12 protein-coding genes are annotated in these 14716 nt (G+C 74.9%); 10 read left to right on the top strand and 2 right to left on the bottom strand.

The window, feature by feature from the left end; all coding sequences use genetic code 11:
• The first annotated feature begins 42 nt into the window (after positions 1 to 42).
• The 6 genes from ACFVU3_RS04650 (at position 43) to ACFVU3_RS04625 (ending at position 7434) form a co-directional block, all read left to right on the top strand.
• Entirely contained in the window at positions 43 to 939 is an 897-nt protein-coding gene (locus ACFVU3_RS04650; RefSeq protein ID WP_390063617.1) for an oxygenase MpaB family protein, read from the top strand.
• A complete protein-coding gene (locus tag ACFVU3_RS04645; RefSeq protein ID WP_390063615.1) occupies positions 921 to 3200 on the top strand; it encodes a tetratricopeptide repeat protein in 2280 nt (759 codons plus the stop codon). Before ACFVU3_RS04650 ends, ACFVU3_RS04645 begins: the two co-directional genes overlap by 19 nt.
• A 33-nt stretch (positions 3201 to 3233) precedes the next feature.
• Positions 3234 to 4007 (top strand): 4'-phosphopantetheinyl transferase family protein, encoded by a 774-nt coding sequence (locus ACFVU3_RS04640; RefSeq protein ID WP_390063613.1) that lies wholly within the window; start codon positions 3234 to 3236, stop codon positions 4005 to 4007.
• A gap of 162 nt (positions 4008 to 4169) precedes the next feature.
• Positions 4170 to 5204, top strand: coding sequence for an L-threonine 3-dehydrogenase (gene tdh, locus ACFVU3_RS04635; protein WP_390063671.1), 1035 nt, complete (start codon positions 4170 to 4172; stop codon positions 5202 to 5204).
• A gap of 3 nt (positions 5205 to 5207) precedes the next feature.
• On the top strand, positions 5208 to 6407 hold the full coding sequence (locus ACFVU3_RS04630; protein ID WP_390063611.1) for a glycine C-acetyltransferase: 1200 nt from the start codon (positions 5208 to 5210) through the stop codon (positions 6405 to 6407).
• A 97-nt stretch (positions 6408 to 6504) separates the two neighbouring features.
• A complete protein-coding gene (locus tag ACFVU3_RS04625; protein ID WP_390063609.1) occupies positions 6505 to 7434 on the top strand; it encodes a LysR family transcriptional regulator in 930 nt (309 codons plus the stop codon).
• A 36-nt stretch (positions 7435 to 7470) separates the two neighbouring features.
• Here ACFVU3_RS04625 and ACFVU3_RS04620 read toward each other — a convergent pair whose 3' ends face one another.
• Complete coding sequence (locus ACFVU3_RS04620; protein ID WP_390063607.1) at positions 7471 to 8718, bottom strand: MFS transporter; 1248 nt, start codon at positions 8716 to 8718, stop codon at positions 7471 to 7473.
• A gap of 134 nt (positions 8719 to 8852) precedes the next feature.
• Here ACFVU3_RS04620 and ACFVU3_RS04615 point away from each other — a divergent pair, with 134 nt between their 5' ends.
• Both ACFVU3_RS04615 and ACFVU3_RS04610 read left to right on the top strand, forming a co-directional pair.
• Positions 8853 to 9566 (top strand): VOC family protein, encoded by a 714-nt coding sequence (locus tag ACFVU3_RS04615; protein ID WP_390063605.1) that lies wholly within the window; start codon positions 8853 to 8855, stop codon positions 9564 to 9566.
• An 88-nt stretch (positions 9567 to 9654) separates the two neighbouring features.
• Positions 9655 to 10020 carry a hypothetical protein gene (locus ACFVU3_RS04610; protein ID WP_390063603.1) on the top strand — a complete coding sequence of 122 codons (366 nt, stop codon included), beginning with the start codon at positions 9655 to 9657 and terminating at the stop codon, positions 10018 to 10020.
• 70 nt (positions 10021 to 10090) lie between these two features.
• On the opposite strand, the gene ACFVU3_RS04605 is transcribed toward ACFVU3_RS04610, so the two are convergent.
• Positions 10091 to 11827: a serine hydrolase domain-containing protein gene (locus tag ACFVU3_RS04605; RefSeq protein WP_390063601.1), complete on the bottom strand. Its 1737-nt coding sequence runs from the start codon at positions 11825 to 11827 to the stop codon at positions 10091 to 10093.
• 139 nt (positions 11828 to 11966) lie between these two features.
• Between ACFVU3_RS04605 and ACFVU3_RS04600 the strand changes: the two genes are divergently transcribed.
• Positions 11967 to 13073: an NAD(P)H-dependent flavin oxidoreductase gene (locus ACFVU3_RS04600; protein WP_390063600.1), complete on the top strand. Its 1107-nt coding sequence runs from the start codon at positions 11967 to 11969 to the stop codon at positions 13071 to 13073.
• On the top strand, positions 13073 to 14626 hold the full coding sequence (locus ACFVU3_RS04595) for an acyl-CoA synthetase (protein ID WP_390063598.1): 1554 nt from the start codon (positions 13073 to 13075) through the stop codon (positions 14624 to 14626). Before ACFVU3_RS04600 ends, ACFVU3_RS04595 begins: the two co-directional genes overlap by 1 nt.
• Positions 14627 to 14716: the final 90 nt, after the last annotated feature.

Raw genomic sequence — 14716 nt, 5'->3', positions numbered from 1 at the left:
GAGCGGGGTCCCGTCCGCCCCGCCCCGCGTAGCCTGAACACCATGAGGCTGGACGCCGATCCCGGGCTCTTCGGGCCCCGCTCCGTGACCTGGCAGCTGCACGGCGACCCGGTGATGTGGATCGCCGGGGTGCGGGCCCTGTACCTCCAGGCCCTGCACCCCGTCGCCGTACGCGGAGTCATGATCAACAGCAGCTTCCGGGAGGACCCCTGGGGGCGGCTCATGCGGACGGCGAGCTTCGTCGGGACGCTCAGCTACGGGACGAGCGAGGCCGCGGAGGCGGCGGGCGCGCGGGTGCGGCGGATCCACCGGCTGCTCGGGGTGGACGACCCGGAGCTGCTCCTCTGGGTGCACTGCGCCGAGATCGACTCGTACGTCTCCGTCGCCCGCCGGTCCGGGCTGCCGCTGACCGGGAGGACGGCGGACCGGTACGTGGACGAGCAGCGCACCTCCGCGCGGCTCGTGGGGCTCGACCCGGCGGCCGTACCGGCCACCGCCGCGGGGCTCGCCGCGTACTTCGACTCGGTCCGCGGCGGACTCACCGCGGGCGAGGACGCGCTCGCCGTGCTCGACTTCCTGCGCCGGCCACCCGTACCGCCCGCGCTCGCGGTGGGACGGGCCCTGGTGTGGCGGCGGATCAGCTCGCTGGCGTACGACACGCTGCCGGAGTGGGCCCATGAGCTCTACGGCCGCCCCGTGCCGCCCGCCGCCACCGTCACCCGGCGCCTCACCTCCACGGCCCGGCTGCTGCGCCGCGTACCGGCCGGGCTCCGGTGGCGCCTGCCTCCCCGCCACATCCTGCGCGCCATGGACCGCCTCGGGCCGGACACCCGACCCGACCCGTACACACTGTCCGAGGCTGCGGCCATACTGGACGGGCCGGAGAGCGTGCACGAGATCGACGGGGGCGACGGCACACGATGGGGGACATCAAGCTGATCCAGGGGCGTTACCGCCTGCACGAGGTCATCGGCCGCGGCGGCATGGGCGAGGTGTGGCGTTCCACGGACGAGGCGCTGGGCCGCGGGGTCGCGGTCAAGTGCCTCAAGCCGCTGGGTCCGCATCAGGACGCGGGCGTGCAGACCGTGGTCCGCGAGCGGTTCCGCCGTGAGGCGCGGGTCGCGGCGGCGCTCCAGCACCGGGGCATCACCGTGGTCCACGACTTCGGCGAGTACGAGGGCGTGCTCTTCCTCGTCATGGAACTGCTGGAGGGACAGAACCTCAGCCAGCTCCTCGCCGCCAACGCTCGCAACCCGCTGCCGGTCCACGAGGTCGTCGACATCGCCGACCAGGTCGCCGACGCCCTCGAATACACCCACCGCATGGGGATCGTGCACCGCGACCTCAAGCCCGCCAACATCATGCGGCTGCGCGACGGCACGGTGAAGATCTGCGACTTCGGGATAGCGCGCCTCGGCGCCGACATGGGGTTCACCTCACGCCTCACCGGCACCGGCATCGCCATGGGCACCCCGCACTACATGTCCCCGGAGCAGATCGGCGGCGGCGACATCGACCACCGCAGCGACCTGTACTCGCTCGGCTGTGTGCTCTATGAACTCGCCACCGGGGCACCGCCGTTCGACCTCGACGACTCCTGGGCCGTGCTCGTCGGGCACCGGGACACCGTGCCGAGCCCGCCGCGCACCCACCGCTCCGAGCTGCCCGACTACTTCGACCGGCTCGTCGTCGACCTCCTCGCCAAGGTCCCCGACCAGCGCCCGCGCGACGCCTCCGACCTGCGCCGCCGGATCGTGAACGGCCGCACGATCGGCGGCGCGGGGCAGCACGTGCCGCCGCTCCCGCACGACCCGCCGCGTCCCCCCGCCGGGGCCGACGGCGTGCAGGTGACCGGGCTGGGCGGCACGCCCGCGTGGGCCCGGGCCGTCACCGCCGGGCCCCGCCCCGCCGCGCCCGGCGCGCCCCGCGCCGGCGGCCACGACCCGGCCGCGGCCGTCCTCACCACCGAGTGGACCACCGCCCGGCCGGGCGCGGACGGCGCCGAGGGCCCCGCCCGCCCCACCACGGACGCCACGCCCGAACTGCTCGCCGTGCTCGCCGCCCGGCACCGGGCCGGCCTCGGCCTCGGCAGGCTCGGCCGCTGGTCCGAGGCCGAACAGCTGCACCGCTCCGTCGCCGGGGACCGGACGCGGGTGCTCGGCCCCGACCACCCCGACACCCTGACCAGCGCCTACGAACTCGCCTTCGCGCTGGGGCGGCTCGGCCGCACGGCCGAGGCCCTGGAGGCGTTCGAGCGCGTCGCCGACGCCCGGGCCCGCGTCCTCGGTGCCGAGCACCCCGACACCCTGGCCGCCCGCCAGGAGCGCGCCTACACCCTCGGCCGGCTCGGCCGGCACGCGGAGGCGCACACGCTCTACGCCGACGTCCTCGCGGTCCGTGAGCGCACCGCCGGCGCCGACCACCCCGACACCCTGCGCTGCCGTCACAACCTCGCGTACACCCTCGCCCGGCTCGGCCGCCTGGAGGAGTCGTACCGGACGGCCCTCGCCGTCGCCGACACCCGCACCCGGCTGCTCGGCGCGGACCACCCCGACACCCTGGTCACCCGTCACGAACTCGCCCACACCCTGGGCCGCCTGGGCCGCGCCGAGGAGGCCCTCGACCAGTACCGCGCGGTGGCCGAGGGGCGGGCCGCCTCGCTCGGCCCGGACCACCCGGACACGCTCTCCGCCCGCTACGAGACCAGCGCCTGCCTGGGCCGGCTCGGCCGGGCCGCCGACGCCCTCGCCGTCTGCCGGGACCTGGTCGCCGTCCGCACCCGCACCCAGGGCGCCGACGCCCCGGAGACCCTGCGCGTCCGGCACGCGCTCTCCGTCCACCTCGCCCGGCTCGGCCGCTGGCAGGAGGCGCTCGACACCGCCCAGGCGGTCCACGCCGCCCGGCGGCGGGTCCTCGGCGCGGACCATCCCGACACCCTGCGCAGCCGCCGCGAGGCCGCCGTCCTCCTCGGCCGGCTCGGACGCTGGGACGAGGCCCTCGCACCGCTGCGGTCCCTCGCCGAGGCCCGCGGCCGGACCCTCGGGCCGCTGCATCCGGACACCCTCTCCGCCCTCGCCGACCTCACCCACTGCCTCGACCGGCTCGGCCGGCACACGGAGGCCGACGCCGTCCGCCGCGGCACCGCCGCGGCGTCCGAAGGCCGGGGAGCCGCCGGACCAACGGCCCCAGGAGCACCCTGAGTCGGCCCCGGCCGCGCTGATTTAATGAACCGTGTGATCATCGACCGCCTCGGCGACCCCGCCCCCGAGCCCCGCACGCCCGCCCGCGAGGAGGACGCCGGCCCCGCCCGGACCGACGTCGACCTGTGGCAGCTGCGGGTGGACCACGTCGCCGAGGACGAGCTCAACCCCTCCGAGCTCGACGCCGAGGAACGCGTCCGGCTCACCGGGCCCCTCCGGGTGGCGGACCGGCTCCGGTACGGCATCGGCCACATCGCCCTGCGCCGCCTCCTCGCCCCCCGCCTGGGTGTCGCGCCCGCCGAGGTCGTGTACCGCAGGGAGCCCTGCCCCGGCTGCGGCGACCTCCACGGCCGCCCGGCCGTCGACGGGCCGCCCGGCGTCCCGCACTTCTCCCTCTCGCACAGCGGCGACGTCGTCCTCATCGGCATCGCCGCCAGGACCGTCGGCGTGGACGTCGAGAGCTTCCCCAAGGCCACCACCGTCCGCGAGGTGACCTCCGCCCTCCACCCGCTGGAGCGGGCCGAGATCGCCGACGCCGGGCACGCGCCCGAGGCGTTCGCCCGCATCTGGTGCCGGAAGGAGGCGTACCTCAAGGGCATCGGCATCGGCATGGCCCGCTCCCTCGACAAGGACTACCTCGGCGAGCGCGACCCCTCCGCCCTCCCCGACGGCTGGGACGTGCGGGGCGTGCCCACCGCCGACGGCCACGCGGCCGCCGTCGCCGTCGAAGGCTCCATGGGACGCGTCCGTACGAGTTGGCTTCCGGCCTCCTTCGTCACCGCCGGAAACGCCGGTCGACCCGCCTGAACAGCGGTGACGCCCCGGCGTGAAGCTGAACTGCGAGCGCGCTTAAGAAAACCTCGATGGACCGCGAGCCTCCGGTACGGAAGATTCGACCCCGAGGATCTTGGGCGCGCACGCGTGCCCTGACCCGTACATCACAGGACACGCACGTCGGGAGCCGTGGCATTGAAGGCGTTGGTCAAGCTGAAGGCGGAGCCGGGACTCTGGCTCACGGACGTGCCCGAGCCGGAGACCGGTCCGGGGGACGTACTGATCAAGGTCAAGCGGACCGGGATCTGCGGCACCGACCTGCACATCCGTTCCTGGGACGGCTGGGCGCAGAAGACCATCTCCACGCCGATGACCATCGGCCACGAGTTCGTCGGCGAGGTCGTCTCCGTCGGCCGTGACGTCTCCGACATCGCGGTCGGCGACCTGGTCAGCGGCGAGGGCCACCTCGTCTGCGGCAAGTGCCGCAACTGTCTCGCCGGCCGCCGCCACCTCTGCCGCGCCACCGTCGGCCTCGGCGTCGGCCGTGACGGCGCCTTCGCCGAGTACGTGGCGCTGCCCGCCTCCAACGTGTGGGTGCACCGCGTCCCCGTCGACCTCGACGTCGCCGCGATCTTCGACCCGTTCGGCAACGCGGTCCACACCGCGCTCTCCTTCCCGCTCGTCGGCGAGGACGTCCTCGTCACCGGCGCCGGCCCGATCGGCATCATGGCCGCCGCCGTCGCCAAGCACGCCGGCGCCCGCAACGTCGTCATCACCGACGTCAGCGAGGAGCGCCTCGACCTGGCCCGCAAGACCGGCGTCTCCCTCGCCCTCAACGTGGCCGAGAAGACCATCGCCGACGGCCAGCGCACCCTCGGCCTGAAGGAGGGCTTCGACGTCGGCCTGGAGATGTCGGGCAACCCGCACGCCATGCGCGACATGATCGCCAACATGACCCACGGCGGAAAGATCGCCATGCTCGGGCTCCCGAGCGAGGACTTCGCCGTCGACTGGGCGAAGATCGTCACCTCGATGATCACCGTCAAGGGCATCTACGGCCGCGAGATGTTCGAGACCTGGTACGCCATGTCCGTCCTGCTGGAGGGCGGGCTCGACCTCTCTCCGGTCATCACCGGGCGGTACGACTTCACCGACTACGAGGCCGCCTTCGACGACGCGGCCTCCGGCAAGAGCGGCAAGATCATCCTCGACTGGACTGCGGGAGCCTGACCCATGTTCGATTCCGTACGCGACGACGTCCGCGCCACCCTCGACGAGATCCGGGCGGCCGGCCTCCACAAGCCCGAGCGCGTCATCGGCACCCCCCAGTCCGCGACCGTCGAGGTCACGGCCGGCGGCCGCCCCGGCGAGGTCCTGAACTTCTGCGCCAACAACTACCTCGGCCTCGCCGACCACCCCGACGTCGTCGCCGCCGCCCACGAGGCCCTCGACCGCTGGGGCTACGGCATGGCCTCGGTCCGCTTCATCTGCGGCACGCAGGAGGTCCACAAGGAGCTGGAGGCCCGCCTCTCCTCCTTCCTCGGCCAGGAGGACACGATCCTCTACTCCTCCTGCTTCGACGCCAACGGCGGCGTCTTCGAGACCCTCCTCGGCGCCGAGGACGCGGTCATCTCCGACGCCCTCAACCACGCCTCCATCATCGACGGCATCCGCCTCTCCAAGGCCCGCCGCTTCCGCTACGCCAACCGCGACATGGCCGACCTGGAGCAGCAGCTCAAGGAGGCCACCGAGGGCGGCGCCCGGCGCAAGCTGATCGTCACCGACGGCGTCTTCTCCATGGACGGGTACGTCGCCCCGCTCGCCGACATCTGCGACCTGGCCGAGCGCTACGACGCCATGGTCATGGTCGACGACTCGCACGCCGTCGGCTTCGTCGGCGCCGGCGGCCGCGGCACCCCCGAGCTGCACGGCGTCATGGACCGCGTCGACATCATCACCGGCACCCTCGGCAAGGCCCTCGGCGGCGCCTCCGGCGGCTACGTCGCCGCCCGCGCCGAGATCGTCGCCCTGCTGCGCCAGCGCTCCCGCCCGTACCTCTTCTCCAACACCCTCGCCCCGGTCATCGCCGCCGCCTCCCTCAAGGTCCTCGACCTGCTGGAGTCCGCCGGCGACCTGCGCGACAAGCTGAACGCCAACACGGCGCTCTTCCGCCGCCGCATGACCGAGGAGGGCTTCGACATCCTCCCCGGCGACCACGCCATCGCGCCCGTCATGATCGGCGACGCGTCGGAAGCCGGGAGGATGGCCGAGCTGCTCCTGGAGCGCGGCGTCTACGTGATCGGCTTCTCGTACCCGGTCGTCCCGCAGGGCCAGGCCCGCATCCGGGTCCAGCTCTCGGCCGCCCACTCCACGGAGGACGTGGACCGCGCGGTGGACGCCTTCGTGGCGGCCCGCGCCGACCTCCGCGGCTGAGCCCCGGATCCAGGATCCGGGATCCACCGTCCGGGAGTCCGGACGGTGGATCCGGCCGTGGGCGCGAGCCCTGCCCCCGGCCTGGGAGACTGGGCGCATGATCGAAGCACGGCGGTTGCACATCCTCCGTGCGGTGGCCGACCACCGCACGGTCACGGCGGCGGCCGCCGCGCTGTACCTCACCCCCTCCGCCGTGTCCCAGCAGCTCGCCGCCCTGGAGCAGGAGACGGGCCACCGGCTCGTCGACCGCAGCGCCCGGGGGGCCAGGCTGACGCCCGCGGGCGAGATCCTCCTCAGCCACGCCAACGCCGTCCTCGCCCAGCTGGAACGGGCGGAGGCGGAGCTCGCCGCGTACGGCTCCGGCGAGGCGGGAACGGTCACGGTCGCCGCGTTCGCCACGGGCATCGGCCTCGTCGTCGCGCCCGCCATCGCGGATCTCGCCGCCACGGCACCGGGCATCCGGGTCAGGGTGCGGGACGCCGAGGGCGACGAGAGCCTGCTGATGGTGCTGGACCGGCAGGTGGACGTGGCCGTGGCCGTCGAGTACCGGGGCGCCCCGGGCGAGGACGACGCCCGCCTCACCCGGGTGCCGCTCTACGCGGAGCCCTTCGACGTGGTCCTCCCGCCGGGCCACCCCCTCGGCGGCACCGACCGCGTCGCGCTCGCCGACCTGGCCAAGGACGCCTGGATCGGCCAGTCCGCCGGCAACCCCTGCCATGACGTGACCGTCCTGGCCTGCGAGTACGCCGGGTTCGCCCCCCGCTTCGAGCACGTGTCGGACGACTTCCGGGCCGTCGTCGCGCTCGTCGGCGCCGGTGCCGGCGCGGCGCTCGTGCCCCGTTCGGCGCTGCGCGGCATGGACCTCACCGACGTCGCGGTCCGACCCGTCGACGGCGTCGCGCCCACCCGCCGCGTCTTCGCCGCCGTGCGCCGGGGCGCCGAGGACCACCCGCTGATCGCCCCCGTGCTCACCGCCCTCCGCGCGGCCGCCGCCCCCGGACCGGGAGTGCCCCCGGACGGGACCTGAGGGCGAGCCCGGCGAGCTCCGGAAGGGACGGCCGGCCTACGGCCCGGACAGCGGTGCGGGCTCCTCGGCCGCGTCCGCGCGGGTCCCGGCGCCGCGCAGCAGCAGCGGGGTGGCCAGGAGGAGGACCCCCGCCGCGGCCAGGGCGGTGCGGGGCGTGGTGACGGCCGCCAGGAGGCCCCACAGGGCGGTCATGGCGGCGATGGAGAGGCTCGCGCTGACCGACCAGGCGGCCAGCGTGCGGGCGAGCCGGTCCGGGGCCGTGTGGCGGAGGCGGCGGGTGGCGAGGAGCGGGTTGAAGACGCCGCAGGACGCCACCAGGCCGAGCTGCACGCCCATCACCACCACCATCCCGGCGGTGCCGGACGGCACGAACGCCAGCCCCAGCGACCAGCACGACCGCAGCACCCCGGCCGCGCGGAGCACCCGGCCGTCGCCGAAGCGGGTCACCAGCCGGGGCGCCAGCCGCGAGCCGACGAGCCCGCCCACGCAGGGGGCCGCGAAGACGAGCCCGTACTGCCAGGCGGAGAAGCCCAGGTCGCGCAGGAGGAGCACGGCGAGCAGCGGCTCCGAGGCCATGATCAGCCCGTTGACCGCGATCGCGTTGAGGAAGAGCGGGCGCAGCACCGGGTGGCGCAGGATGTGGCGCCAGCCCTCGAACAGGTCCCCGGCGCGCATCCGCCCGCGTTCCGGCCGCGCGGGTTCCGGTTCCGTCCCGCCGATCGCGCGGATGCCGAGGGCGGAGAGCAGATGGCTCAGCGCGTCGGCGAAGATCGTCGTCACGGGTCCGAGGAGTCCGATCGCGGCTCCGCCGAGGGGCGGGCCGGCCATCGAGGCGGTCCAGTTCGTGGCCTCGAAGCGGCTGTTCGCGAGGAGGAGGTCCTCCGGCGGCACCAGCCCCTTCAGGAAGGCGCCGCTCGCCGCGCGGAACGCGATGTCCGCCGCCGCGACGACGACCGAGACCAGCAGGAGCTGGGTGAAGCCCAGCCACCCGAGCAGGTACGCGGCGGGGACGCTGGCCAGCGCCCCGCACCGCACCAGGTCCATCGCGACCATGACGGGCCGCTTGCGGCGGAACTCCACCCACGGTCCCAGCGGCACCGCGAGCACGGCGCCCACCGCCCGCCCCGTCGCCGCGAGCGCCGCGACCTGCGCGGGCCCCGCGTCCAGCACGACCACCGCGAGCAGCGGAAAGGCGCCGAAACCGAGCCACGTGCCGTACGTGCTCACCGCGTACGCGGCCCACAGCCGCCCGAACCCCCGCCCCAGCGACTTCCGCCCCGCCACGCCCGCCTCACCGACCTCTCCGCCCGGACCGAGCCGCCGACTCTACCCCCGGCGCACCCCGCCTCCGGCCGGCCGGAACGACGGAGCGCCGCGCCCGCCCCCTGGCTGTCGTACCCCTCCGCTAGGTTGTCCGCGTGACCGAGACCGAGACCGAGGACAAGGCGGAGCGGATCCGGCCGCGGCGGTTCCACGAGACGCCGGGGCTGGAGGACTGGCGGGTCGTGGGGGAGGGCGCCTGCGCCTGGTTCCGTACCGACGGCTTCGCCGCCGGGGCGGCGTTCGTGGCGGAGCTGGCCCGGCTCCTGGACGACGGTGCCGGCCACGCGGACCCCGACGTCGACCTGCGTCCCGGCGGCGTCCTCGTCCGGCTGGTCACCGTCACGGACACCGTCTACGGTGTCACCGGGCGACACCTGGACCTCGCCCCGCGGATCTCGGAGCTCGCCTGCGCCCTCGGCCTGGTCGCCGACCCCTCGGCCGTCGGCACCGTCCAGGTGACCCTGGACGCGCTCGCGGTGCCGGCGGTGCTGCCGTTCTGGCGGGCGCTGCTCGGCTACGAGAACCGCGCGGGCAGCGACGAGGACCTCATCGACCCGCTGCGCCGGGGAGCCCCCTTCTACTTCCAGCACATGGACGAGGCGCGGGGCGCGCGCAACAGGATCCACGTCGACGTCTGGGTGCCGTACGACGAGGCCGAGGCCCGGATCGCGGCGGCCCTCGCCGCGGGCGGCCGGATCGTGCACGACGCGGACGCCCCCGCGAACGTGGTCCTCGCCGACCCGGAGGGCAACGAGGCGTGCGTCGGGGTCGCGGGTCCTCCGGAGTCCGTGCCCGCACCGCGGGTCTGAGCCGTCCTGCGGAGATCGCCGCCGCCGGCCCGGTCGCCGTCCTAGGCTGGCGCGGACACGGTCAAGAGCGAACGAGGGGGGTACGTCCATGCTGTACGGGACCGGCGCGAGGGTGAGGCTGACCAGGGATGTACAGGTCACCGGGGACGACATGGCGGCCAGGCCCGGTGTGGCGGGTCCGCTGTTCCTGGTCGAGGGGCTGACGGGCGTCGTCATGAAGGCGGCGGAGGGCCTGGGCGGTGCCCTCGGGGCGGGGCTGGCCGAGTTCGAGCAGCGGATCCGCGACGGGCAGTTCCAGGGCCCCGCGGCCGACATGGTCGAGGGCCTCCGCGAGCAGCTCGTCCGGCAGGGAGCGTACGGCGCCGCCATGGGCACGCGGGTCCGGTACAAGGTGCGCTTCGACAACGGCTTCGTCCTCGACGGCATCGAGGAGGGCTGGCTGACCGAGGCGTGAGCCCGCCTGCCGCGTCCGGCGCCGGGGCCCGCGCCCCGGCGCCTCCGTCGCGGCCCTTCCACGGCCTCTGTCAGTCGGCCGAGCGGTGCCAGCCGGACGCGTCGACACGAGCCGCGTCGGCCGGCCGGGACTCGTCGAAGAGCGCCGCGCCCGAGCCGTCCAGCACCCGGAGCCCGGTCACGTACACCCCGCGTCCGACGGCGGGGGAGGCGGTGCCGTACCGGAAGCGGAGGCGGATCGAGCGGCTGGTCGGGAGGTCGGCCGTGAGGAGGTGCCAGCGGCGGCCGGACCAGCCGCCGGCCGTGCCGTCCGGGTGCGGGAGCGGTTCGCCCGGGCCGTCGGCGGGGGTGGTGGTGAAGGGGACGGGACGCTCTTGCGCGGTGGCGTCGGTCGTCGCCTCCAGGACGAGGCGGTCGGTGTCCGGCGCGGTGTCCCACCAGAGCAGGCAGGCGAGGCGGCGCGCCCCCGGTCCCGTCGGCGGGAGGGTCAGCGTGGCGCCGGCGGGCGCCGTCATGCCGGAGAACCAGGCCGTGGGGCCCGTACCGGCCGGCGGGCGGACCGGGATCGCGCGGGCGAGCCGGTTCGCGGCCGCCACGCGCGGGGCCGATCCCGAACGCCAGGTGCGGACGGGGTGCACGGAGTTGGCGAGGAGGATCAGGAACGCGTCGGAGTCCGGGGCCAGGACCAGGCTGGTGCCGGTGAAGCCGGTGTGTCCCGCGGTGCGGGGACCGGAGAGGGCGCCCATGTACCAGCGCTGGTCCAGCTCGAAGCCGAGGCCGTGCGCGTGGCCGGGGAAGTCCTGGTTGACGTCGGTGAGGAGGAGGTCCACGGAGGCGGGGGAGAGGATGCGGGTGGAGCCGCAGACGCCGCCGTCGAGCAGTGTGCGGGCGAGGACGGCGAGGTCGCGGGCGCGGGAGAAGACTCCGGCGTGGCCGGCGACGCCGCCCATGGCGTAGGCGTTCTCGTCGTGGACCTCGCCCCGCACCATGCCCCGGTCGAGCCGTGCCCACGGGCGGCGGGCGTCCTCGGTGGCGGCCGTCTCCGGCCGCCACGAGAGCGGGGGGACGAAACGTGTGCGGTGCATCCCCAGCGGAGCGGTGATCTCGTCGTGGAGCAGGTCCTCCAGACCGTGACCGGTGATCCGCTCCAGGAGCAGGTGCAGCGCGATCAGGTTGAGGTCCGAGTAGCGGTACGCCGTCCCGGGCGGATCGACCGGGGCCTCCTCCCACAGCATCCGCAGCCGCCCCTCCCGGTCCGGCGCCTCGTACAGCGGCAGCTCCGCGCGCAGCCCCGAGGTGTGGCCGAGCAGCTGCCGGACGGTGATGTCCGCCTTGCCCGCCCCGCCGAACTCCGGCAGGTACGCGGCGACCCGTCCCCCGAGCTCCAGCGTGCCGCGCTCGACCTGCCGCACGGCCAGGAGGGAGGTGAAGAGCTTGGTGAGCGAGGCGACGTCGAAGACGGTGTCCGGGGTCATCGGGACCCGCCGCCCGGGCGCCGGCTCGACGGCCGTGTCGTTCTCCTCGTCGTACGCGGCCCAGCGCACCGCCCAGCCGACCGCCCGGTGCAGCGCCACCGTCCTGCCCCGTCCGGCGAGCAGCACGGCGCCCGCGCACCACGGCCGTACCGGCGAGGGGCCGAGGAATCCGCGCACGTCCTCGACCATCCCCTCCAGCTCCCGCCCGAGGAGGCCGGCCTCCGCCGCCGTACCCCACCGCAGCGCGCCGTCCGGTCCCCGTCCGTCCTGGGGCGCCGGCCCTGGGTCCGGTCCCCGCGCGTCCCCCCGCCGCCCCTGTCCCGCCACGCCCATCGGCCCGCCTCCCGGCACCTCGTTCCGGCCCGTACGCCTCCACCCTCCCGCACCCCGCTCCGCCCCACCCGTCAAAGAATCTGACGATGCATCAGAAAACCTCTTCCCTCCACCGCCCCGCTGCGGCATCCTGCCGCCCATGGAGACGGAGCTGAGTCGCACACTGGGGATCGAGCACGCCATCTTCGGCTTCACGCCCTTCCCCGCGGTCGCCGCCGCCCTCAGCCGGGCCGGCTGCTTCGGCGTCCTGGGCGCGGTCCGGTACACCGCGCCGGACGACCTCGCCCGCGACCTCGACTGGATGCAGGAGCACACCGACGGACGGCCCTACGGCCTCGACGTCGTGATGCCCGCCAAGAAGGTCGAGGGCGTCACCGAGGCCGACGTCGAGGCCATGATCCCCGCCGGACACCGGGAGTACGTCCGCTCGGTCCTCGCCAAGCACGGCGTGCCCGAACTCGCCGAGGGCGAGGCGTCGGGCTGGCGGATCACCGGCTGGATGGAGGAGGTCGCCCGCGGTCAGCTCGACGTGGCCTTCGACTACCCCATCAAGCTCCTGGCCAACGCCCTCGGTTCGCCGCCGCCGGACGTCGTCGCCCGCGCGCACGACCACGGGGTGCTGGTGGCCGCGCTCGCCGGCAGCGCCCGGCATGCCCGCCGGCACGCGGAGGCCGGCATCGACATCGTCGTGGCCCAGGGGTACGAGGCGGGCGGCCACACCGGCGAGATCGCCTCCATGGTGCTCACGCCCGAGGTCGTGGACGCCGTCTCCCCGCTCCCGGTCCTCGCCGCGGGCGGCATCGGCAGCGGCGAGCAGATCGCCGCCGGTCTCGCGCTCGGCGCCCAGGGCGTGTGGCTCGGCTCGCTCTGGCTCACCACCACCGAGGCCGAGCTCCACTCGCGCGCCCTGACCGCGAAGCTGCTCGCCGCCGGTTCCGGCGACACCGTCCGGTCCCGCGCGCTGACCGGCAAGCCGGCCCGTCAGCTGCGCACCGAGTGGACCGACGCCTGGGAGGACCCGGCCGGGCCGGGCCCGCTGCCCATGCCGCTCCAGGGCCTGCTGGTCGCGGAGGCCGTGTCGCGGATCCAGAAGTACGAGGTCGACCCCCTGCTCGGCACCCCCGTCGGGCAGATCGTCGGCCGGATGAACTCCGAGCGCAGCGTCCAGCAGGTCGTCGACGAGCTGACGCGGGGCTTCGAGAAGGCGGTCGACCGGATCGACCGGATCGCCGGAAGGGGTGTGTGATGAGCGAGGGAAGCCCGAACGGGTTCTGGGCCCAGGCCGCCGCCGACCCGGACCGCACCGTGCTGGTGGCGCCGGACGGCGAGGAGTGGCCGGCCGGCCGGCTGCTCGCCGCCGCGAACCGGATGGTGCACGGGCTGCGCGCGGCCGGCCTGGAGCGCGGCGACGCCTTCGCCGTGGTCCTGCCCAACGGCGTCGAGTTCTTCACCGCCCATCTCGCCGCCACCCAGGCCGGTCTCTACCTCGTCCCGGTCAACCACCACTTCGTGGGCGCGGAGATCGCCTGGATCGTCGCCGACTCCGGTGCCAAGGTGCTGATCGCGCACGAGCGCTTCGCCGAGGCGGCCGCCGTCGCCGCCGACGAGGCGGGCCTCGCGGCCGAACGGCGGTACGCGGTCGGGGAGGTGCCCGGCTTCCGCCCCTACGCCGAACTCCTCGACGGGCAGCCGGAGTCGGCGCCCGCCGACCGGACCCTCGGCTGGGTCATGAACTACACCTCGGGCACCACCGGCCGCCCGCGGGGGATCCGCCGCCCGCTGTCCGGCCGCCTCCCGGAGGAGTCCCACCTCGGCGGCTTCCTCGGCATCTTCGGCATCCGGCCCTTCGGCTCCCACGTGCACCTGGTCTGCTCGCCGCTCTACCACACGGCGGTCCTCCAGTTCGCCGCCGCCTCACTGCACATCGGGCACCCGCTCGTCCTCATGGACAAGTGGACGCCGGAGGAGATGCTGCGGCTGATCGACGCGTACGCCTGCACCCACACCCACATGGTCCCCACGCAGTTCCACCGCCTCCTCGCCCTCCCGGAGGAGATCCGCGAGCGGTACGACGTCACCTCGATGCGGCACGCCATCCACGGCGCCGCGCCCTGCCCCGAGCACGTCAAGCGGGCGATGATCGCCTGGTGGGGCGGGTGCGTGGAGGAATACTACGCGGCGAGCGAGGGCGGCGGCGCCTTCGCGACGGCGGAGGAGTGGCTGAAGCGGCCCGGCACGGTCGGCCGCGCCTGGCCGATCAGCGAACTCGCCGTCCTCGACGACGACGGCGAACGGCTGCCGCCCGGCGAACTCGGCACGGTCTACCTGAAGATGAACACCGGCGGCTTCCAGTACCACAAGGACGAGGCCAAGACCGCGAAGAGCCGGGTCGGCGACTTCTTCACCGTCGGCGACCTCGGCTACCTCGACGAGGACGGCTACCTCTTCCTCCGCGACCGCAAGATCGACATGATCATCTCCGGCGGCGTCAACATCTACCCCGCCGAGATCGAGGCCGCGCTCCTGGCCCACCCCGCCGTCGCCGACGCCGCCGCCTTCGGCGTCCCGCACGCGGACTGGGGCGAGGAGGTCAAGGCGGTCGTCGAGGCGGCCGAGGGGTACGAGGAGGGGCCGGCGCTCGCCGAGGCGATCCTCGCCCACTGCGCGGACCACCTGGCCGGATTCAAGCGCCCCAAGTCCCTCGACTTCATCGCCGTCATGCCCCGCGACCCCAACGGCAAGCTCTACAAGCGCCGGCTGCGCGACCCGTACTGGGAGGGCCGAGAGCGCCCGCTGTGAGGTCCCCGCCCCGGGGGGAGCGGGGCGCGGTGCGGGCACAGGGCGGGGGCAGGGCGGGGGGCAGGTCGGATTCCCGGGCCGCCGGCCGGG

Source organism: Streptomyces sp. NPDC058052, from assembly GCF_042885515.1.
Lineage (GTDB): Bacteria > Actinomycetota > Actinomycetes > Streptomycetales > Streptomycetaceae > Streptomyces.
The sequence above is the reverse complement of the archived record's forward strand: the minus strand, read 5'-3'. Positions and strand labels throughout refer to the sequence as shown.

Excerpts from the sequence above, each read along its gene's own strand:
- ACFVU3_RS04650 (WP_390063617.1), top strand. The coding sequence starts at position 43 with ATGAGGCTGGACGCCGATCCCGGGCTCTTCGGGCCCCGCTCCGTGACC.
- ACFVU3_RS04645 (WP_390063615.1), top strand. The coding sequence starts at position 921 with ATGGGGGACATCAAGCTGATCCAGGGGCGTTACCGCCTGCACGAGGTC.
- ACFVU3_RS04630 (WP_390063611.1), top strand. The coding sequence starts at position 5,208 with ATGTTCGATTCCGTACGCGACGACGTCCGCGCCACCCTCGACGAGATC.
- ACFVU3_RS04625 (WP_390063609.1), top strand. The coding sequence starts at position 6,505 with ATGATCGAAGCACGGCGGTTGCACATCCTCCGTGCGGTGGCCGACCAC.
- ACFVU3_RS04610 (WP_390063603.1), top strand. The coding sequence starts at position 9,655 with ATGCTGTACGGGACCGGCGCGAGGGTGAGGCTGACCAGGGATGTACAG.
- ACFVU3_RS04605 (WP_390063601.1), bottom strand. The coding sequence starts at position 11,827 with ATGGGCGTGGCGGGACAGGGGCGGCGGGGGGACGCGCGGGGACCGGAC.
- ACFVU3_RS04600 (WP_390063600.1), top strand. The coding sequence starts at position 11,967 with ATGGAGACGGAGCTGAGTCGCACACTGGGGATCGAGCACGCCATCTTC.
- ACFVU3_RS04595 (WP_390063598.1), top strand. The coding sequence starts at position 13,073 with ATGAGCGAGGGAAGCCCGAACGGGTTCTGGGCCCAGGCCGCCGCCGAC.